Here is a 20,230-nt window from a genome sequence, read left to right as displayed (position 1 = left end):
CGATCGGCGATGCCCTGGGGACGGGTTTTCCTACGCGCTCTGCCCCTGGCCCTCGCCTTGATTTGTGGATCCTTGACGCGCGCCGACGAGCCCCAACAACAGCTCCCGCGACTTCTGCACACAGCCTGGCGACAGGAGACCGGCGCGCCGCCGAACATCTGGGTGATCGGCCAGGCGCCGCAGGGCGACCTGTGGCTGGGAACCGGGGCGGGCCTTTACCGCTTCGACGGCGTGCGCTTTAGCCAGTTCCGGTCGGACGGCGTCCGCACCCTGCCCAGCGAGATCGTGACGGCGATGCTGGTCACCCGCGCGGGCGAGGTATGGGTCGGCTATCACGCCGGCGGCGTCTCGGTCATCCGCGACGGCAGGATCACCAACTACGCCAAGGGCCCTCCGGCCGGGACGGTGAAGCAGGTCGTCGAAGGCCGCGACGGCGCGATCTGGATCGCCGCGTTCGGCGGGGTGACCGTGTTCCGCGACGGTCGCTGGACGCCGATCCCGTGGGATCCGGCTTATGGACGCGCCTTCAATATGCTGGTCGCCCGCGACGGCGGCGTCTGGGTCGCGACGCAATACGCCCTGCTGCGCATCGATCCCGCCTCTCTGGCGGTCCGCGAGACCAACGAACCCGTCGAGGGGTCCTGGGCCCTGACAGAGGCGCCCGACGGGCGCCTGTGGTTCGCAGACCAGGCCCTGGGACTGCGGGCGCTGGATCCTGCGCGCCTGTTCGACCGCGTCGCGCCGACGCGAACGCCCCCCGCCAGACCGAACCGGCTGGTCTCGCGACGAGTGATTCTCGACAGTACGGGCGCTCTTTGGGGCGCGTTGGAGGATGGCAAGGGCGTCTATCGCATCCTCCATCCTGAACGCGTCCCGACCGGGCGCGTTCTCTCGAAAGCCGATGTCGACCAGACCTTCGGCGCCGCCCAAGGCCTGACCGCCGACCTGACCGCCGCCCTGTTCCAGGATCGCGAGCGCAATATCTGGGTTGGCAGCCTGCTGGGTCTGGACCGTTTCAGCGCCGCCGACATTGTCATCGAGCGCTCGATCCCGTCCAGCACGCGCGAGGGCTACCGCGCTGCGGTGACGCCGAGCGGCGCGCTCTATCTGACCGACGCGGACACGCTGTACCGGGTCGACGACGCCGGTCGGGCCCAGGCGCTGCATCGTGGCCTCGGTCGTTCCAACGAGCTTTGCGCCGGCAAGGACGGCGAGGTCTGGATGGCCGCCGACAAAGGTCTCTCGCGGGTCGACGGCCCGCGCGTCGTCCCGGTCCCCCTGCCCGCCGCGGCCCAGCATCGCGTCGTCCTGGCCTGCGCGCAGGACGCTCGGGGCGGTCTCTGGATCTCGATCGGCGGCGCAGGCCTCTTCCGCCAGGATGGCCAAACCTGGCGGCCGGTCACCGCCCATCTGCCCAAGGACTTCCATCCGCGAATCCTGGTGGCCAGCCCCGACGGAAAGATCTGGGCGGCCGAACCCGGCTTCGACCTCTATGCGATCCGCGGCGGCGGCGCGCGACGGTTCACGGACCAGGACGGCCTGGTGATCGGCGAACTGAAGACGCTCGCCATCGACCGTCAGGGCGTGGTCCTGGCCGGCGGCGAGCGCGGGATCGCGCGACTGACGGGCGATCGCTTCGTGTCCCTGACCGTCGACCGCCACCCGGCGCTCAGTCTCGTCTCGGGCTTGGCCTCGGACGGCCTGGGCGGCGTCTGGCTGGGAACGATCCGCGGCGTCTCGCGGATCTCCGCCGAGTCGCTGGACAGAGCATTCGCCGACGCCGACGCGCCGCTTGAGCAGAAGCGCTTCGACTATCGCGACGGTCTGCCCGGCGCGCCGCAGCAACACTGTTGCCACGGCACGGTGGCGGCGGACGGCGCCCACCGCGTCTGGCTGCTGACCAACCGCGCGGTGGCCTGGCTGGACCCGGCCGACCTGTCGCACAACCCCGTACCGCCGACGGTGACCATCACCGGCGTCACGGCCAATACCATGCCGCTCCCCGTCCGGCAGGACATGCGGCTGATGAGCGACATCCGCGACCTGCGGATCGATTTCGCCGCCCCCAGCCTGGTGGCGCCCGACCGGGTGCGGGTGCGCTATCGCCTGTGGGGCGTCGACGCCGACTGGGTCGATCCGGGCGCGCGACATCAGGCCTTCTACACGCGCCTGCCTCCCGGCCAGTATCGGTTCTCGGTCATCGCGGCCAATAACGACGGGGTCTGGAACCGCACCGGCGCGACACTGGCGTTCGTCATTCCGCCGACCTTCGTCCAGTCCAGGACCTTCCTGGGCCTCCTGATCCTGGGCCTGGCCCTGTTAGGGGGCGGGGCCTTCTACCTGCGCCATCGCCTCACCGCCCGCCGCGTGGCCCAGCAGTACGAGGACCGGATGGCCGAACGCGAGCGCATCGCCCGCGAGTTGCACGACACCCTGCTGCAGAACGTCCAGGCCCTGGTCCTGAAGTTCCACAGCCTGACCAAAACCCTGCCCGACGACGCCTCGCGCGGCCAGGTCGCCGAAGCCATCGACCGCGCCGAGCAGGTGGTGGTCGAGAGCCGCGAGCGGATCATGGATCTGCGCACTGCGCGCTCGAGCGAGGACCTGGCCCAACGCCTCGGCGTCGCCGCCGACTTCGCCGGCGCGATGGCCAAGCCGGAGCTGCGGGTGACCACGCTGGGCGAGACCCGCCAGCTGACGCCCTCGGTGCTGGACGAGGTCACCCAGATCGGCTCCGAGGCCATCCGCAACGCGATGCGCCACTCGGGCGGCGGCCTGGTCACCGTGGAGCTCGCCTTCGAGCCGTCCGCCTTCCGCATGGTGGTGCGGGATGATGGCGTCGGCATCCCGGCCGGCCGGCTGGACCGCGCCCAGCAGGCCGGCCACTACGGCGTCGTCGGCATGCGCGAGCGCGCCCGGCGCCTGAACGGCGCGCTGAAGGTCGAGAACGACGGCGGCGCGCGGATCGAGCTCACCGTCCCGTCGCGACAGGCCTATGGCCAGCACGGAAGGCTGGCCGGGTTTCTGGCCAGGATCCGTGCGAGATTTCCGGGAAACCAGTAGAAAACAGCGGCGCCCCGCCAAGCCGAGGGCGTTAGTCCGTTCAGCGCGCGACGCCCAGACTGAACATCAGGACATGGGTTGGCGCGGCGGGATCGAAATTGTCGTCGGACATCAGCACTAGGGTCCGGCGGCCGTCGCGCGAGGGTCCGAAGGCCATGGCCTCGAGATTACTGGTCGGAACGTTCGCGAGGCGATCGAAATTGACTAGCAGCTTCTTCCTCAGCGGGCGGACGGAATCGTCCAGCCGCTCGCGACCGGCCACGTCCGGGGCCCCACGCACGTCCACGACGTAGAGCCGGCAGTGATAGGCGAAGCGCCCGGCCGCGCCCTCGACGCCGGAGCGCTCCAGCACCAGCAGGCGGTGATCGTCAAGGGCCAGAATCTCGCTGATCCCGTTGTCGCCACGCCGGACGGGGGCGGCCTGGATCGGGTCGAGACGGTAGGCGTACTGGGCGGCGACCTTGCCCTGGCGGTCCAGACGGGTGATGCGCGTCAGCCCGCCCTCCGCGACGCTGCTGACCGGACCGTCCTGGGCTAGGGGCGCCTCCATCGACAGCCAAAGCCACCGACCCTCGGGCGAAAAGCTCAACCCCTCGAAGGTCAGGTTCGGCCGCGCGCCGTGGCTGAAGCGAAATGGCGTCGGGACCGCCCCCTTAGCGGCGCCCTGCCGATCCACCCAGCGCAAGGCTGGATCAAAACCGCGGGCGGCGTCCCCCTCGGTCGTCCAGAGCAAATCACCGCCCCGCGGATCGATCCGCAGCGTCTCGGCGTCGACGCGTTCGCCGGCCGGGCTGACGGTCGATGGGAAGGTCGAGCCGTCCTCGCGGCGCAGCGGAACCTGGCGCGTGACGGTCAGCCCCCTGGCGTCCAGCCGTCCGACGAAGACCCTCGCCGGGGCCTTGTCCGAGCGATCGTCGGAGATCATCAGCCACTCGCCGGTGCGCCGGTCATAGTCGAGGCCGGAGATTCCGCCGAACGGCGCGCCGTCGACGGCCAGGCCCTGAGGGACTTCAAAGCTCGCCAGCAGCTTCAGCGCCAGGGCGAGGCCGAGCAGCGCGCTCACGCCAGGAAGCGCACGCTGTCGCGCGAGATCAGCTCGACATTGAACACCACCCGCCGGCGCGGCTCGCCCCGGGCGCTCATCCGGCGGATCAGGGCCTCGACGGCGGCGGCGGCCATGTCCTCGACCGGCATGTCGATCGTGGTCAGGGCCGGCGTGTGCAACTGAGCCCAGGGGATGTCGTCGAAGCCCACGACCGAGACGTCGTCCGGCACGACAAGGCCCATGCTCCGGATGTGGCGCATGGCCCCGATGGCGATCAGGTCGGCCCCCGTGATCACCGCCGTGGCCGTGCGGCTCTCCAGCGCCTTCGTCACCTCGGGCTCCAGGTCCAGCGAATAGGCGTTGTGGACGTGCCAGACCAGATTACCGCGCTCGCGCACCGCGCTGATCGCCGCCTCGGCCCGCTGGCGGGCGCTGGAGGCGGCGTGGGGACCGGAGATCACCCCGATGTTCACATGCCCCGCCGCCAGCAGATGCTCGGCCGCGAGGCGCCCGCCGTCGGCATAGTCGGCCTGGATGACGTCATAGCCCGGCAGGTTGCGGTCCAGCACCACGGTGGGCACGCCCTCGATCAGCTTGCCGACCGGACCGTCGTCGGCGATCGGAAACCAGATCACCCCGTCGACCCCGTGGTCGATCATCAGATTCACGGCCCGCTCCTCGGCCTCGGCCGAGCCCTCGGTGTCGGTCAGGAAGACGCTGTAGCCGTGAGCGCGCGCGGCCTGGATCACCACCTGGGCCAAGCTTGGGAAGAACGGGTTGGTCAGGTCCGGCAGGATCAGGCCGATCGCGCCGGTCTTGCCGGTCTTCATGGCCTTGGCGCTCTGGTTGGGCCGATAGCCCAGCTCGGCGGCCACCTTCAGGATGTGCTCGCGCGTGGCCTCGCCCACCGAGCCCGCGCCGTTGATCGCGTAGGAAGCGCTGGCCAGCGACACGCCGGCGGCCTTGGCGACCTCTTTCAAGGTGGCGCGGCGCGGTAGGTCTTCGCTCTTGGCCATTCGGGGATTCCGTCGGGAGATAGCCAGGACGTGAAACCTTTCATGGGCAGCGTCAAGAAATGGGTCAAGGATCGGGGCGGATCTGACGACCCGCCCCTTCCGGAAGCGCCTAACAAGGGGAGAAGACGCTCCCGAACCTGACCCTAGAACCGCGCCTTCACCGAGAAGGTGTAGGTGCGCGGCGCGCCGACGAAGTAGCGGTCCAAGGTGCGGCCGTTCGGGTTCGCGGCGCTGTAGCCGAACTCCGGCTGGGTGGCCGTCGAGCCGCTGACCGCGCCGATGTAGTCCTCGTCGAACAGGTTATCGACGTTGAACTGGAAGCGCAGGTCGGGAACGCCTTGACGCTTCAGGTCATAGGTCGCAGTCAGCCCGACCAGGGTGTAGGCGTCGAGCATCTCGACACCCAGTTCCTGGAAGGTGGTCGGGGCGACGATGTGGCCGCCGACCCGCTTGCCGACATAGCGGACATTGGCGTCGATCTTCAGCCCGGCCAGCGGCTTCCAGCCGACCTGGCCGTAGACGCTGTCCTTGGGAATGTCGCGCACCCCGGCCCCGCCGATCACCGCGACGGCGGCCAGGGCGGCGCGGGCGGCGCTGCCGACGGCCGGGTTGTCGTGCTTGGCGTCCTGGTGCGAATACGAGCCATAGAGGTCAACGACGCCGAAGTCGTAATAGCCGGTCAGCTCGACGCCCTTGGTCTTGATCCCGGCGATGTTGACCGCCTTGGTCGCGACATTGCCGCGCACGACCTCCTGCGGGTCCAGGGTCGCGGTCGGATCGCGCGGCACGATGCCGACATTGTTCTTCAGATCGACGTCATAGGCCTGGATCGAAAAGGCCATGTTCGGCTTCACATAGCGCAGGCCCAGGTCGACATTCTCAGTCGAGACCGGGCTCAAGTCCTTGGGATTGATCACCGCCGTCGAGCCCAGGAAGGCGTCTTCCGGTATGCCGGCGAAGTTCTTGGCGTAGCCGCCGAACAGCTCCCAAGCGTCGGCCAACTGGTAGGTCGCGCCGAGCTTCGGATTGAGGTCCGAGTGCTGCGAGAACTTGACGTTGGCCTTGTATTCCAGCGGCGACTTGGCGTCGTACTTCACATTGTACCAGGTGACGCCGAGGTCGACCTTCAGCTTGTCGTCGAACGCCCGAAACTCGTCCTGGGCGTAGAACATGGTGGTCTCGACCGAGGCGCTGCGCTCGTACTCGACATAGTTCAGCTTGCCGCGGTCATAGGCGATGCTCTGGGCCGAGTTGATGATTGGGTAGAAGTTGCGCTTCTCCGTGGAGTCGCCGCCTTCCCACCAGCCGCCGAAGCGCAGGGCGTGAGCGCCGAGCCTGGCCTTCAGCTCGCCGGTCACGCCGTAGCGATCGCGATCACGGGGGGTCACCCTCATGTCGGCCGGACCGCCGACGAGGTTGCTGTTGCGGATCGTGGTCAGGGTCGGCCGCACAGCCCCGCCATTGGCGTTGTAGCCCGTCACCGCGCGCGGATCGCCGCCCGTCAGGACGCGCTGCCGGTCCTGGTAGCGGAAGGATTCGCCCTTGAGGTTCTGGTAGTACGGATTGACGTCCAGGCTGATCGCGTCGCTCAGCACGACGTGGCTGTTGGCGTAGGCCAGCCAGTCCTTGCGCCAGCCGCCCAGGGCGCCGCCGAAGTCGATGTCCTTGGCCGGTATGCCGGTGATGGCGTCCAGCGCCCGGTCGCTGCGCGGCGCGGCCTTGAACTCGCCCTTGGTGACGATGTTGAAGTCGTTGTCGGTCTGGTCGTTGTACGAGACGCGACCCTTCACGAAGGAGCCATTGTCAAAGTCCTTCACGACCTTCAGTTCGTAGTGATCGCGCTCCGAACCCCGGCTGGCGCGGCCGGCCCAGACGTCGTTCTCCTGGTGAGAGTAAGTGAAGTAGCCCGACAGACCCGGCGCGACCTCGCCGCTGTCGATGCGGCCATAGATGCGGCGGAAGTCGAACGAGCCGACACCGGCCTCGACCGTCGCGCCGAAGTCCTTGCGCGGGGCGTCGGTGACGAAGTCGATGAAGCCCCCCAGGGCGAAGCGCGACGGCGCGCCGATATCGCCGGCGCTCTGCGAAACGGTGATCCGGCCGATGTTGCTGCTCTCGATGAAGCGCTGCGGGGGCGAGCCGCCGTTGAAACGGCTGTCGCCCGTGGGAACGCCATCCAGGGTCAGGCCGACCTGCTCGTCGGACAGGCCGCGCATATAGATCTCGAACGAGAAGCTGCCGCCCCGGCTGTCGCCGGTCGAGACCTGCACGCCCGGAACCTTGACCAGGGCCTGGGTGATCTCGGCGCCGAGCGGGCGCTCCTGGATGTCCTCGGCGCCGATCGTGAACGTGGCGCGGGCCAGGCCCGAGCCGAAGCGTTCGGCGGTGACCACCACCTCGTCGACGGTCTCGGGCGCGGTCTGTTGCTGAGCCATGGCGGGCGCGGCCATGACCAGACACAGCGCGCTCGAAGCCAGCCAGATGGACGTCTTCATGTTCAAGCCCCCTTCAGGCGACCCGCCCTCGGCGGTGTCGGTACAATTTAGTGAAACGTTTCATATTCGAATTCAATGACAATTTCATCACAGAGGGCCGCCATTCGACACTGGATCGATTTGCTCGCTCACTTTGCAATTCCTGGGATTTTTCAGGCAGATCGGCCAAGCTCGGATGATAGCTCACCAAAACTGCCCTGTTGCCCACTTCCCTGATCCGTCGCTATTTCATTGAAACGTTTCACTCTCTATAGAGTCACCCTATCGCCGTCGGAGGGGACATGCCGGACAACGAAACCGCGCGGGCGCTGCTGGGCGTCGTGGCGTTCCTGGGGCTCGGCTGGCTACTGTCGGAGAACAAGCGCGCCCTGCCCTGGCGGCCGGTGCTGGTGGGCCTGGCCTGCCAGATCACCCTGGCCCTGTTGCTGACCAAGGTCCCCGCCATCACCGCCGGCTTCGCCGCCGCCACCCACGCGGTCGACGCCCTGCAGGCGGCGTCACGGGCGGGATCCAGCTTCATGTTCGGCTATCTGGGCGGCGGCCGCGCGCCGTTCAGCGTGGCCGACCCCAGCGCCGCCTTCATCTTCGCCTTCCAGGCCCTGCCGGCCATCCTGCTGGTCGGGGCGCTGTCGGCGCTGCTGTGGCACTGGAAGGTGCTGATCGTCATCGTCCGCGCGGCGGCCTGGGCGTTCGGCAAGCTGTTCGGGGTCAGCGGCCCGGTCGGGGTCTCGACCTCGGCCTGCGTGTTCCTCGGCATGGTCGAGGCGCCGCTGCTGGTGAAGCCGTTCCTGCCGCGCCTGACCCGCGCCGAACTGTTCATCATCATGGTCGACGGCCTGTCGGTGATCGGCGGCTCGATGATGATCGTGCTGGGTTCGCTGATCGCGGCCAAGGTGCCCAACGCCTTCAGCCACCTCTTGATCGCCTCCCTGATTAGCACCCCGATGGCGATCGGCATGGCGAGATTGATCATTCCCGGCGAAGCCAGCGCGACGCGCGAACCGATCGTCCTGACCAGCCCCTATCGCAGCAGCTTGGAAGCCCTGACCTTCGGTACGCTGGACGCGGTCAAGATGGTGCTGAACATCGCCGGCCTGCTGATCGTCTTCGTCGGCCTGATCGCGCTCATCAACATGGGCCTGGCCGCCTTCCCGCACGCCGGAGCGCCCCTGACGCTCGGCGGAATCCTGGGCTGGCTGCTGACGCCGATCGTCTGGCTGACCGGCGCGCCGCTGCCTGACCTGCAGGCCGTGGGCGCGATCCTCGGCACCAAGGTCGCCGCCAACGAGGTGGTGGCCTACAGCGACATGATGGCCCTGCCGCCTGGCGCGCTGAGCGACAAGAGCCTGCTGATCCTGACCTACGCCCTGGGCAGCTTCGGCAATGTCGGCAGCGTGGCGATCCTGATCGGCAGCCTCTCGTCCATGGCTCCCGAGAAGGTCGGCGAGGTCGTCGAGCTGGGCTTCAAGGCCTTGGCAGCCGCCTTCCTGACCACCTGCCTGACGGCGACGATCATGGGACTGATCAGCGGCTAGACAGCAACGCCCCCGCCGCCGCGATTCCAGCTTCGGCCGCCGCGCGCGGCGAGCCGCCTCCAATCAAAACCGCCAGCGCCGCGCCGGCGAAGGTGTCACCGGCGCCTGTCGCGTCGTCGACGGACAGCGGCGCGACCGGCAGGTCGAACACCTCGCCCGCCTCCACGCGGACGCCGTCCGCCCCGCGTGTCTCGAACAGGATCTGGCCCGCGGGCGCGGGACCGGTCCGGCCGGCCTCCAGCCAAGCGCGTTCGCCTGCGTTGCAGAACACGACCTCGGCCCGCGCCGTGAGCCGCGCTACAAGCTCGGGCGGGAAGCAGGCCGGGTCGTCCTTGGCGATCCAGGCCAGGCGCGGGCCTTCGATCTCGAGCAGACGCGCGGTGACCGCCGGCGGCGCGGCGGCGATCACCAGCCACTCGGCGGCGGCGGCGAGGCGCAGCTGGGCCTCGGTCAGTTCGGCGGGCCCCGGCCGCAGCAGACAGCCATAGCTTCCATCGGCGTTGTAGATCAGCAGGCACCGCGTCGACGGCGCGCCGGGCGTGATCGCGACGCCGTCCAGCGCCCCGCAGACCGCGCGATAGGTCGCGCCGTCGGCGTCGTCGCCGATCCAGGTCAAGGGCGCGGCGGCCACGCCCGCCTCGACAAGCGCCGCGCTGGCGTACAGGGCGGCCCCGCCGGCGCGCGGCCAGGCCGCTTCGCGCATTAGCCGCGTGCCCCGGCCGGTGAAGTCGCCCTCGACCCGGACCACATAGTCGATCGTCGCAAACCCCGCGACCGCCACCCGCACCATCTCGCGCCTCTCGTTTCAGCGACTTGACTGAAACGTTTCACTTGCTAGTTTGCAAGGACATTCTTGTCTCGGATCACCCCATGCAGCCGCCCAGTTTCATCGCGTTCACCGGCGTCGACCGAGTCGAGCTGCTGCCGGGCGCGAGGGCGCTGTCGGCCCGCTATCCGATCGAGTGGGGTGTGCTGGTCGATCCGGCCCAGGAGGACACCGCGCTCTTTCCGCGCGCCGAAATCCGCAACACCCTGCTGGCCGCGCGCGACCTGCGCTGGGCGGCCCATGTGTGCGGCGAGGCGGCCAAGGCGGTCGCGACTGATCCCTTGAACGCTCCACTGGCCCCGGCCGGCGTCCAGCGGGTGCAGGTCAATCACAGCTTCAAGGGCAGCACCCCGACCCAGGTCGCCGCCGCCCGTGACTACGGCCGCCGCCTGGGCGTCCGGACCGTGCTGCAGTGCTCGGGCGCCTTTCCGCTGAACCAGACCGGCGTCGACTGGCTGTACGACGTCTCGTTCGGCACGGGCGCGCGGCCTGATCGTTGGCCCGCGCCGTCGCCGGCCGACGGACCGTTCTGCGGCTATTCCGGCGGCATCGGGCCCGACACGGTCACGGACATCCTGGCCCGCATCGCCGCACCCGACGGCGCGCTCTACTGGATCGACATGGAGTCGGGCGTTCGCACCGACGGGGCCTTCGATCTCGCCAAGTGCGAGGCCGTCTGCCGCGCGGTCTACGGATGACCACCGCGCCGAGGCTGGTGATCCTCGACACCGATCCAGGCGTCGACGACGCCCTGGCCCTGCTCTATCTGCGCGCCAGAAGCCAGCGGGAAAGGCCTGACCTGCGCTTGCTGGCGATCACGACCGTGTTCGGCAACGCGGATATCAAGACCACGACCCGCAACGCCTTGTGGCTGCGCCAGCGCCTGGGCCTCCAAGCGCCGGTCCACGAGGGCGCGGCAAAGCCCTTGAACCGGCCGCGCGGCCGCTCCCCCGTCCATGTCCACGGCGAGAACGGCCTGGGCGACATCGATCTTTCCGGCCCCACCCCGCCGCCGGCTGATCGTGGCGCGGCGCACCAGAAGATCGTCGACCTCGTCCGCGCCCTTCCCGGCCAGGTGACGATCGTCGCCATCGGTCCGCTGACCAACCTGGCCCTGGCCCTGAGCGTGGCGCCCGACATCGCCAGCCTGGTCGCCGAGGTCGTGATCATGGGCGGCGCCTTCGCGCGCGGCAACGTCACCCCGTTCGCCGAGGCCAACATCCACAACGATCCCGAGGCCGCCGCCGAGGTGCTGGCCGCGCCGTGGCCCGTCACCCTGGTCCCGCTGGACGCGACCCTGCCCTGCGTGCTGACCGACGCTACCGCGCGCGCCATGGCCGAGACCGGCGATACGGGCCGCTTCGTCCACGACCTCACGCGAGGCTACGCGGCGACCTATGCCCGCCACGAGGGTCTGGAGGGCTGCGTGCTGCACGACGTCGCGGCCCTGATCCGCCTGACCGACCCTGAACTGTTCGAGGTCCGGTCCGCGCCGGTGTCGGTGACCCTGGACGGCGACCGTCTGGGGCAGACCACCTGGTCCGAACAAGGCCCGGCGCGGCAGGTCTGCCTGAACGCGAACGGTGCTGAGGTCGTGCGGCGCTTCCAGCGGACACTGGCCTAAGTCCGGCCATCCGGTTTAGCTGGCAAGCCAGTCACGACCGGAGACGCCCATGCCCTTGCTTGCCCTGCTCGCCGCCTTTGCCTTGTCGCCGCCAGCCGCCCAGGTCCCCGCGCAGCCGGCGCTGACCGAAGCGATCGCAGCCCGGGACGCCGCCCTGTTCGGCCTGATGTTCAACGGGTGCGACCCCGCCGCCCTGACGGCCTTGGTCACGGATGACATGGAGTTCTACCACGACAAGGGCGGGCTGATGGGCCACGACGCCTTCGTCGCCGATTACGCCAAGAGCTGCGCGGCAAAGCGCGCCCCGGACGCCTGGCGATCGCGCCGCGAACTGGTGGCAGGAACCTTGAAAGTCTACGCCATTCCAGGCTTCGGCGCGGTCGAGGAAGGGGCGCACGTCTTCTACGAACGTAAGGGCGATGGCCCCGAGCGGCTGGCCGGCAAGGCGCGGTTCTCGATCCTGTGGAAGCTGGGCGCCGACGGCCAATGGCGCATGGCGCGAACCTTCAGTATCGACCACGCGGCCGCTCCCTAAAAAAACGGCCGGCGCTCTCATGCGCCGGCCGCTAGGGGGAGGCAGTTCCGGCCTGGCGATAGGGATAAGGACCCGTCGCCAAGCCTCGCGTTCGACTAGAACCGCGCGGTCACGCTGGCGTAGACCACCCGGCCCTCGACGTCATAGGTCGCCGAGAACGTGTTGTTGGAGGGGGCCGACGAGCCGACGATCGGCGGGTTCTTGTCAAACAGGTTGCGGACGCCGGCGGTCAGCGAGATGTCCTTGGTCACGTCATAGCCGCCGGTCAGGTCGAAATAGTTCTGAGCCTTGATGGTCGGGGTGGTCAGCGTCGCCTTGTCGGGGAACGCCGCGCCGAGACGCTTGGGCAGCAGATAGGTGTCGACCGTCACCTCGCCGATATAGCGATGGCGCAGGCTGAGCGTCGCCGGGCCCGAACGCCAGGTGATGCGCGAGGCGCCCTTCCAGCGCGGGATCGGCTGGCCGCAGGTCGGGCCGAACGAACCGACGCAGTAGTTCTTGGTCGCCGGCAGCGCCTGGACCGGCGTGGCGGTGAACTCGTCGGTATAGGTGAGGTTGGTTCCGATATCGAAGCGGCTGTCGCCGAACGGACCCCAGGCCAGGTTGAAGCGGTAGTTGGCGTTGATGTCGACGCCCGAGGTCTTCAGGCCGCCGGTGTTGCCGTTGGTGGTGGTGACATAGCCTGGCGCGGCGATCTGGCCGGTCAGGGGATCACGGGTGATCGCCTTACAGAACACGCTGCTGGCGTCCTGGATCGTGTTGTAGCAAAGGCTCAGCGTGTTCGCGATGCCGCCGCCCAGGGGCGCGATGGCGCCGTCCAGGTTGATCTTGAAGTAGTCGATGCTCATCGCCAGGCCGGGGACGAACCGCGGCTGCAGCACCACGCCGAAGGTGGTGGTGTCCGACTTTTCAGGGCCGACATTGGGATTGCCGCCCGAGACCTGGCTGATGAAGGTGTTGGGCTGAACCGACAGGGTGAAGACCGAAGCCGCCGGCACGCCGGTGGCGACGCAGATCGCCCGCACCGCCGCCGTCTGCTGGGACGTCGGCTGACGGCTCGAGCAGGGGTCGACCGCCGAGGGGCCGCTGGTGGTGTTGCCGCCGAACAGTTCGCCGACGTTCGGCGCGCGGATGGCGTGCTGGAACTGGCCGCGCAGGGTGACGTCGGAGATCGGCGCGTACTCGCCGCCCACCGAATAGGTCCAGACGCCGCCGACGCCCGGGAGATTATAGTCGGAGTAGCGGAAGGCGCCGTTGACGCTGGCGCGTTCGCCCAGGGGCGAATCCTTCAGCACCGGGACGCGGACTTCGCCATAGACCTCTTTGACGGACTCCGAGCCCTGGGTCGGTTTCGCGGCGTTGAAGCCGGAGACGTCGCCAGAGGCCAGGAAGCTGTCGGGCACGAACCGCGCCGAGGCCTTGCGGTATTCGGCGCCGGCGCTGAAGTCGATCGGACCGGCCCAGGTGTCGAACAGCTCGCCGGCCAGGCTGGCGGCCAGCACCTGCTGCGAGGATTCGGTGTAGTTGGTGGACGCCACGGAGATCGAGGCCGCGCCCTCCGGCGACAGGTTGGCGCCGAAGATGTTGAGGACGGGCGGAGCCCCGTTCACCGACAGCAGGCCGGCCTGCACCTTGCTCAGCGAGATGGCCCCGTTGGAGGTGCTGGTGTCGGTGGTGCGGGTGTAGGTGTAGTAGGCGTCGTACTTCAGGTTTCGCAGATAGCTGTCGGAGACGCTGCCGAGGTCGCCGCGCAGGCCGATCGCCGAGCGGAAGGCCGAGCGGTCGGCGGTGTTGGCGCGGTTGCCTGTCTCCGGCGTGCGCCGGTTGATGTTCAGGATCGCCAGGCCGTCGCCCGCGGTCGTGGTCAGGGACGAGGTGCCGTTCGTCGCCCGAACCGTGCCGACTTCAAGCTGGTCGAGCTGGCGCAGAACGTCCTGAAGCTGCGGCGTCAGATAGGGGTTGTTCACGTTCAGCAGGAAATTGCCGCCGAAGCCGCTGGGCGCCAACTGCATCGAGACGCGGTTGTTGCTGTAGTTGGCCTCGGCGTAGCCGGTCACGTGGGAGTTGAACTCATAGTGGCCGGCCATGTTGGCCAGCCAGCGACGCTGGGGGATGACGATGTAGTTGGCCGGGGCCAGATCGTAGTCGTCGCCCGGCGTCGTCGCCGGCCGGGCCACCTTGCCGGCGTTGTCGAAGGTGAAACCCCGCGAACCCAGGCCGCTCAGGCCCGCGGCCGCCAGGGCGGCGGTCAGCGAAGGGCTCGAAGGCGAGCCGACCGGAACGAAGCGACCGTTCGGAATGGTGCCGCTGCCGCCGAAGATCAGGCCCGGACGGCCGCCGGCCGTCAGACAGGTCTGACCGGCCGGAATGGCCATGGGCGTCCCGGGCCGCGTGGCGCTGTAGCTGGAGGCGGTGACGCAGCCGTCGGCCATGGTGGGCATGGCCCAGCCGCCGCGGTCAGCGCGCGAGTAGCCCCCACGGTCCAGGTAGTTCAGGGCCACGACGACATTGCCGCGATCGTCGGCGAAATTCGTGCCGAAGGTCAGGTCCGCCGTGTAGGTCTTGGTCTTGGTGTGGGTGTCCTGACGCGCCTCGGCGGTCATCTCCACGCCCTGGAAGTCGTCCTTCATGATGAAGTTGACGACGCCGGTGATCGCGTCCGAACCGTACACGGCCGAGGAGCCGCCGGTGACCGTCTCGACGCGCTTGATCAGCGCCGCCGGGATCGTGTTGATGTCGGTCGTCTGATCAGGCCCGGTGATCGTGAAGCGGCGACCGTTGACCAGGACCAGGTTTCGCTGCGCGCCAAAGCCGCGAAGGTTCAGCGTCGCCGTGCCGCCCGGGACGGTGTTGGCCGTGGGACCGTTGTTTTGCGACCCCAGGAACTGCGGCGTGTCGTTCAGCAGCGTCTCGACGTTCTGCGTGCCCGACAGGCCGATCTCCTCCGAACCGATCACCGTGACCGGGGTCGGGGCCTTGAACCCGCGCGCCGACAGGCGCGAGCCCGTGACGACCACTTCTGTGACGGTTTGGTCGTCGGCCGGAGCCGGCGCTTGCGTCTGCGCGATTGCCAGCGCTGGCACAAGAAGGGCGGCGGCCATCGCCAGCGCGGTCTCGCAGCCCATGAATAGACGTTTTTTGTGGTTGGCGCTCATCGTCCCCTCCCAAAGTTACCGCTATCATCTGCGGCCGTTTTCAAGACGCTAAAGCGAAATTCCGATATGTGCAATAGCTGTCCACAAAATGATACGACTGCGATAGTGAGCCGGCGAGGCGCCGAAGCGTCCGCGTAGTGGCCTAGGAGGCGATTTTGACGGTTATGGATCTATCCCGACGCGCCGTGCTGATGGCGGCCCTGGCCGCGCCCGGCCTGGCCGAGGCGGCCGACGAGTGGGCCAAGGCCCGCGTCATCCAGCGATCGGTCCACTTACCGGTATTCCCCTCGCGAGTCTGGAACATTGTGGCCGCCGGCGCGGCCGAGGGCGATGTCGAGGCGACCAGCGCGGCCATCGCCAAGAGCATCGAGGCCTGCGCGGCGGCCGGCGGCGGACGCGTGCTCGTGCCGGCGGGCCGCTGGCCGACCGGCGCCATCCGCCTGCGCAGCCGCGTCGAGCTGCATCTCGCCAAGGGCGCGGCCCTGGTCTTCAGCACCGACCCCGCCCGTTATCCCATCGTCGCCACGCGATGGGAGGGGGTCGAGCTGATGAACTATTCGCCGCTGGTCTTCGCCGATGGCGAGCACGACGTGGCGATCACCGGACGCGGCGTTCTGGACGGCCAGGGCCCAGCCTGGTGGTCGTGGAGCAGCGGCCCGCAATTCGGCTGGCGCCCGGGCATGCCCAACCAGCACAAGGCGCGCCAGGCTCTGTTCGACATGGCCGAGCGCGGGGCGCCGGTGGCCGAGCGTGTCTTCGGCGAGGGCTCGTACCTGCGGCCGATGATGGTGCAGTTCCAGAACTGCGCCAGGGTGCTGGTCGAGGGCGTGACCTTGCGCGACGCCCCCTGCTGGACCCTGCACCCGGTGCTGTGCCGTGATGTCACCGTCCGCGACGTCACGGTGATCGGCCACGGCCCCAATACCGATGGCTGCGACCCCGAGTCGGTCGACGGCATGGTGATCGAGCGCTGCACCTTCGACTGCGGCGACGACTGCATCGCCATCAAGTCGGGCCGCAACGCCGACGGCCGTCGCCTGGCCAAGCCGACCCGCAACATTCTGATCCAGGACTGCGTGATGAAGGACGGTCACGGCGGCGTGGTGATCGGCAGCGAGGTGTCCGGCGGGGTCGAGAACATCTTCGTCCAGCGCTGCCACATGGACAGCGAGGGCCTTTGGTACGCCCTGCGCTTCAAGAACAACGCCATGCGCGGCGGCGTCATCCAGGACATCTATTGCCGCGACATCACCGTCGGGCGCGTGGCCCGCGCGGCGATCACCTGCGACTTCAATTACGAGGAAGGTGCGCGGGGCGGCTTCAAGCCCGTGCTGCGCAAGGTTCGGATCGAGCGGATGCGGGCCAGCGCCGCCGCCCAGGTGCTCGATCTGCAAGGCCTGCCCGGCGCGCCGCTGGGCGACATCGTGCTTCGCGACTGCCGTTTCGACGGGGTGACCAAGGCCAGTGTCGTGACGCACACCAACGGACTGAGGCTGGAACGCGTCACGGTCAACGGCCGGCGCGTCCCCTCCCCCGCCCTGCTCAGCGCGCCACCGACCTGACGTCGACCCAGTCGAAGTCGGCCACGCCCGGCTTGGCCTGGCTCGGGTCGCCGTAGCTGAACAGCGCCGGTCGCGCCCCCTTCCACCAGCTGAAGCGCGGCAGGATCCCGCCGCCCATGTCGACGAAGGTGCGGCCGCCGTCGCGGCTATAGCTGTAGTTCGCGGCCTGATCCGCCACGGCCACCCGCAGGTCGACCACGCCGGCCGGCAAAGCCGGTCCCAGGGTGTCGACGCCCCGCAGCGAGAAGACGATGCGGTTCCGGCTGTCCTTGCGGATCACGCCGATGGCCCCGACGCCCGCGCCGAACATGGCCAAGCCCGCCCGCTGTCCCTCGACCAGCCCCTTGGCGTCGAGGCGCGTGGTGATGATCGCCGACCGGCTCTGCAGCGACTGGGTCAGGGTGTTGCGGGCGCTGACCAGATTGACCGCGGGTCCGCCCGTCAAGCGCAGGAAGCCGGGCCGCGCCGTCAGGCTCCAGTGCCTGTCGTCGGGATTGTGGTTCCACTCCCATTGCGGCCCCAGCCTGGCGGTCGAGAAGCCATCCGACGTTTGCGGCGAGACAGCCGGGAAGCGTCGGCCGACATCGGGCAGGGCGTGCGTGGCGACAGGTTGGCCGCCGTGCGCATCGGGTCCGGCGCCGGGGATCGGCTCGCCGATGAATGGCCAGTCGCCCCTCCAGACCAGCGGCTGCAGGTGGACGATGCGGCCATAGGCGCCGGCGCTGTTGAAGTGGATGAACCAGCCCTGGCCGGAGGGCGTCTCGACCCACCCGCCCTGGTGCGGGCCCTTCAAGCCGCTCTTGCCCGGAACCAACACTTCGCGGTGCTCATAAGGTCCCCAGATCGACCTCGACCGCATCACCGCCTGGGGGCCGGTCTCGACCCCGCCGATCGGCGCGAAGATGTAGTACCAGCCGTTGCGCTTATAGAGCTTAGGGCCTTCCAGCACCGGCAGGGCCTTGGCGTCCTCGACGATGACCTTGCCCTCGTCGAGCACCGACTTGCCGTCCGGGGCCATGCGGTGCAGCACCAGCGGCCCCGCGCCGACCTTGCCGTGCACCAGATAGGCCTGGCCGTCGTCGTCCCAGAACGGACACGGATCCTCGAGGCCCGGCCCCGCGACCACCGCCACGGGTTCGGTCCATGGGCCGTCGACCTTGGTCGCCGTCGACATGAAGATCCCCTCATAGGGGGTGGCGAAATAGACATAGAACTTGCCGTCGTGGTGACGGATCGACGGCGCCCAGACCCCGCCGGCGTAGCGCTGGCCGGAAGTGCGCAGATCCCGCGGCGTCCGCGCGCCGGCGTCGTTGGTCGGCACGGGTCCCGGCAGGTCGTATTCCGGCGCGAACGGCAGCTTGGGCAGCACATGGCCCGCGATCGTCCAGTGGACCAGATCCTTCGACGTCAGGATCGGCACGCCCGGCGAGAAGTGGAAGCTGGACGCCACGAGGTAGTAGGTGTCGCCGACGCGAATGACGTCGGGGTCGGAATAGTCGGCCGGCAGGATCGGGTTGCGATAGACGGCCGCCGCCGATGGCTTTGGCGCGGCGAGCGCCGGCCCGGCCAGGACCAGAGCCGTCGCGGCGAGTAGTCCCAGCCGTTTCACGCGCATCACAGGCATCCCGCTAGAACGATTGGGTGGTGGTCTCGTCGATCCGCCGGTCGGGCAGCCAACGGCTGCCGAACGACCGGAAGCCCGTGACCTGGTCGAGCAGGAAGCTGGGTCCCTTGGGCAGGCGCAGCCGGAAGAGGTCGATGTCCTCGACATCGTTCAACCAGAACGCCGGACGCGCATCCGCCGCCTCGGTGACGATCTCGACATTGCTCATCTCGATATTGCGGGCGTGGCGGATGAAGAAGCCGCTGGCCGGCAGATCGCCGAACATGTCCGGGTCGGGATAGGCCTTGTCGGCCTCGGGCGGCCGGCGCTTGGCCAGCTCGGCCGAACCGCCGCCCAGGGAGTGGAAGTAGACGTCGCTGATCTTGACGTCCTCGACCGGATGGCCGGCCACGCCGGCGATGATCGACGGCTGGGGCGTGGCGCCATGGCTGACGATGTTCTGAATGGTGATCCGCCGCAGCTTGCCCACCGGAACGCTGGCCGGACCGCGCATGCGGCTGCCCAGGCGCAGGAACAGCGGCGGGAAGCCCAGGCCCCGCATGGTGATGTTGCTGATGGCGATGTCTTCGGTCAGCGCCCCGTCCATCGTCTCCAGCGCGATGCCGTAGCAGTGGTCGAACACGCAGTTGGTGATGGTGACGTTCTTGAAGCCGCCGTTCGACTCCGTACCCAGCTTGATGCGGCCATAGCCGTGGAAGCCCGGCGGCATCTTCTTCCAGGTCCCGTCGATCACCGAACCCATCTCGTAGTTGCCGGTCAGCAGGCAGTCGGAGATCGTCAGGTTCTCGGTCGGGCGGGCATAGCCCAGCGCGAACGAGCTCTTGGGACAGATGCCATCGTCCCACGGCGAGTTGATCGTGCAGTTGGTGACGCGGACATTGCGGCAGCAGTCGATGTCGAGACCGTCGCGGTTGGTGTCGACGATCAGGTTGTCGATCGTCATGTTGTCGACGCCCGTGGCCAGCAGCGCGAACCAACCGCCCTGGAGGATCTTGAAGTCGCGCAGCAGCACGTTGCGGCAGTTCTTCAGGGCGATGGCCTTGTCGCCGACGCCGGGGCCGGAAATATCCGGCGGATCGTCGGGGAATCGGTGGCCGCGGGTCAGGCCCTTGCCCCAGATCAGACCCGTTCCGACGATGGACACGTCGTGCAGGCCCTCGCCGAAGATCAGGCTGTTGTTCCAGTGGCTGTGGCCATAGTCCTGGAAGGCGTTGCCCGCCCCGGGACCAGGGTCGTCATAGCCGTTCGGCGCGACGCCATTGGGCGCGGCGGCCAGGATCACGGCGCCCTCGCCCAGGTGCAGGGTGATGTTGCTTTTCAGGCGGAGCGTGTAGCAGGCGTAGGTCCCGGGCGGGAAATGCACCACGCCGCCGCCCAGCGACGCCACGTGATCGATGGCCTTGTTGATGGCCGGCGAATCGATCGTCGCCCCGTCGCCGACGGCGCCGAAGTCGCGGACGCTGAACAGATGCGGCGCGGGTCCTCGCGCGGGGCCGGCCGGCGTCGCGGCGCGGGCGGCATGGGGTGGAACCAGTACGGCGCCGCCGAGCATGGCCCCCAGCATCAGCCCTCGTCGATCCATGGTCATCACGCCCTCCCACTGCCCGTTCCTCGGGTCTGGCGGGAGACAAGCAAGCCGATCGCGATGGTGTCAACGACATTTTGTTACCGGTAGCATCGACAATGCCAGCGTTGGCGCCCTATCGTGCTAGCGCTGGCCATGGCAGTTCGCGATCCATAATCGCGGCGC

Annotated in this window: 13 protein-coding genes; 6 read left to right on the top strand and 7 right to left on the bottom strand. The window is 68.7% G+C overall.

The genetic code is table 11. The annotated features are described in order from the left end of the window. Positions 1-72: 72 nt before the first annotated feature. Positions 73-3,063: a sensor histidine kinase gene (locus tag EIK80_RS06640; protein WP_125156187.1), complete on the top strand. Its 2,991-nt coding sequence runs from the start codon at positions 73-75 to the stop codon at positions 3,061-3,063. Positions 3,064-3,103: 40 nt separating this feature from the next. Here the strand turns inward: EIK80_RS06640 and EIK80_RS06635 are convergent, their stop codons facing one another. The 3 genes from EIK80_RS06635 to EIK80_RS06625 form a co-directional block, all read right to left on the bottom strand. Next, positions 3,104-4,126 carry an esterase-like activity of phytase family protein gene (locus EIK80_RS06635; RefSeq protein ID WP_125156186.1) on the bottom strand — a complete coding sequence of 341 codons (1,023 nt, stop codon included), beginning with the start codon at positions 4,124-4,126 and terminating at the stop codon, positions 3,104-3,106. Further along, the gene (locus tag EIK80_RS06630; protein ID WP_125156185.1) at positions 4,123-5,124 is read right to left on the bottom strand and encodes a LacI family DNA-binding transcriptional regulator; all 1,002 of its coding nucleotides are present in this window, start codon (positions 5,122-5,124) and stop codon (positions 4,123-4,125) included. The genes EIK80_RS06635 and EIK80_RS06630 overlap by 4 nt, the downstream gene beginning before the upstream one ends. A 143-nt stretch (positions 5,125-5,267) precedes the next feature. After that, on the bottom strand, positions 5,268-7,619 hold the full coding sequence (locus tag EIK80_RS06625) for a TonB-dependent receptor (protein ID WP_125156184.1): 2,352 nt from the start codon (positions 7,617-7,619) through the stop codon (positions 5,268-5,270). A 281-nt stretch (positions 7,620-7,900) separates the two neighbouring features. Here EIK80_RS06625 and EIK80_RS06620 point away from each other — a divergent pair, with 281 nt between their 5' ends. Further along, positions 7,901-9,154, top strand: a complete 1,254-nt coding sequence (locus tag EIK80_RS06620; RefSeq protein ID WP_125156183.1) for a NupC/NupG family nucleoside CNT transporter — start codon at positions 7,901-7,903, stop codon at positions 9,152-9,154. Here EIK80_RS06620 and EIK80_RS06615 read toward each other — a convergent pair. Beyond that, positions 9,144-9,944: a carbohydrate kinase family protein gene (locus EIK80_RS06615; protein ID WP_125156182.1), complete on the bottom strand. Its 801-nt coding sequence runs from the start codon at positions 9,942-9,944 to the stop codon at positions 9,144-9,146. The genes EIK80_RS06620 and EIK80_RS06615 overlap by 11 nt on opposite strands. Positions 9,945-10,024: 80 nt before the next feature. Here EIK80_RS06615 and EIK80_RS06610 point away from each other — a divergent pair, with 80 nt between their 5' ends. Genes EIK80_RS06610 through EIK80_RS06600 form a run of 3 tightly spaced genes read left to right on the top strand, consistent with a single transcriptional unit; the run spans position 10,025 to position 12,139 of the window. After that, complete coding sequence (locus tag EIK80_RS06610) at positions 10,025-10,678, top strand: phosphoribosylanthranilate isomerase (protein WP_125156181.1); 654 nt, start codon at positions 10,025-10,027, stop codon at positions 10,676-10,678. Beyond that, positions 10,675-11,604 carry a nucleoside hydrolase gene (locus EIK80_RS06605; protein ID WP_125156180.1) on the top strand — a complete coding sequence of 310 codons (930 nt, stop codon included), beginning with the start codon at positions 10,675-10,677 and terminating at the stop codon, positions 11,602-11,604. Before EIK80_RS06610 ends, EIK80_RS06605 begins: the two co-directional genes overlap by 4 nt. Before the next feature lie 49 nt (positions 11,605-11,653). Further along, on the top strand, positions 11,654-12,139 hold the full coding sequence (locus EIK80_RS06600; RefSeq protein WP_125156179.1) for a nuclear transport factor 2 family protein: 486 nt from the start codon (positions 11,654-11,656) through the stop codon (positions 12,137-12,139). Between the two features lie 95 nt (positions 12,140-12,234). Here the strand turns inward: EIK80_RS06600 and EIK80_RS06595 are convergent, their stop codons facing one another. After that, positions 12,235-15,294, bottom strand: a complete 3,060-nt coding sequence (locus tag EIK80_RS06595; protein ID WP_125156178.1) for a TonB-dependent receptor domain-containing protein — start codon at positions 15,292-15,294, stop codon at positions 12,235-12,237. A 164-nt stretch (positions 15,295-15,458) separates the two neighbouring features. On the opposite strand from EIK80_RS06595, the gene EIK80_RS06590 reads away from it, so the two are divergent. After that, positions 15,459-16,856, top strand: coding sequence for a glycoside hydrolase family 28 protein (locus tag EIK80_RS06590; protein WP_233586461.1), 1,398 nt, complete (start codon positions 15,459-15,461; stop codon positions 16,854-16,856). Here the strand turns inward: EIK80_RS06590 and EIK80_RS06585 are convergent. Next, entirely contained in the window at positions 16,837-18,471 is a 1,635-nt protein-coding gene (locus EIK80_RS06585) for a glycoside hydrolase 43 family protein (RefSeq protein ID WP_125156177.1), read from the bottom strand. The two genes, EIK80_RS06590 and EIK80_RS06585, sit on opposite strands and share 20 nt — an antisense overlap. A gap of 13 nt (positions 18,472-18,484) precedes the next feature. Beyond that, positions 18,485-20,068, bottom strand: coding sequence for a glycoside hydrolase family 28 protein (locus tag EIK80_RS06580; RefSeq protein WP_255414581.1), 1,584 nt, complete (start codon positions 20,066-20,068; stop codon positions 18,485-18,487). Positions 20,069-20,230 lie beyond the last annotated feature (162 nt).

The sequence above is a fragment of the Caulobacter sp. 602-1 genome, assembly GCF_003931565.1.
Taxonomy (GTDB): domain Bacteria; phylum Pseudomonadota; class Alphaproteobacteria; order Caulobacterales; family Caulobacteraceae; genus Caulobacter.
This window is presented reverse-complemented; position numbering and strand designations above follow the sequence as displayed.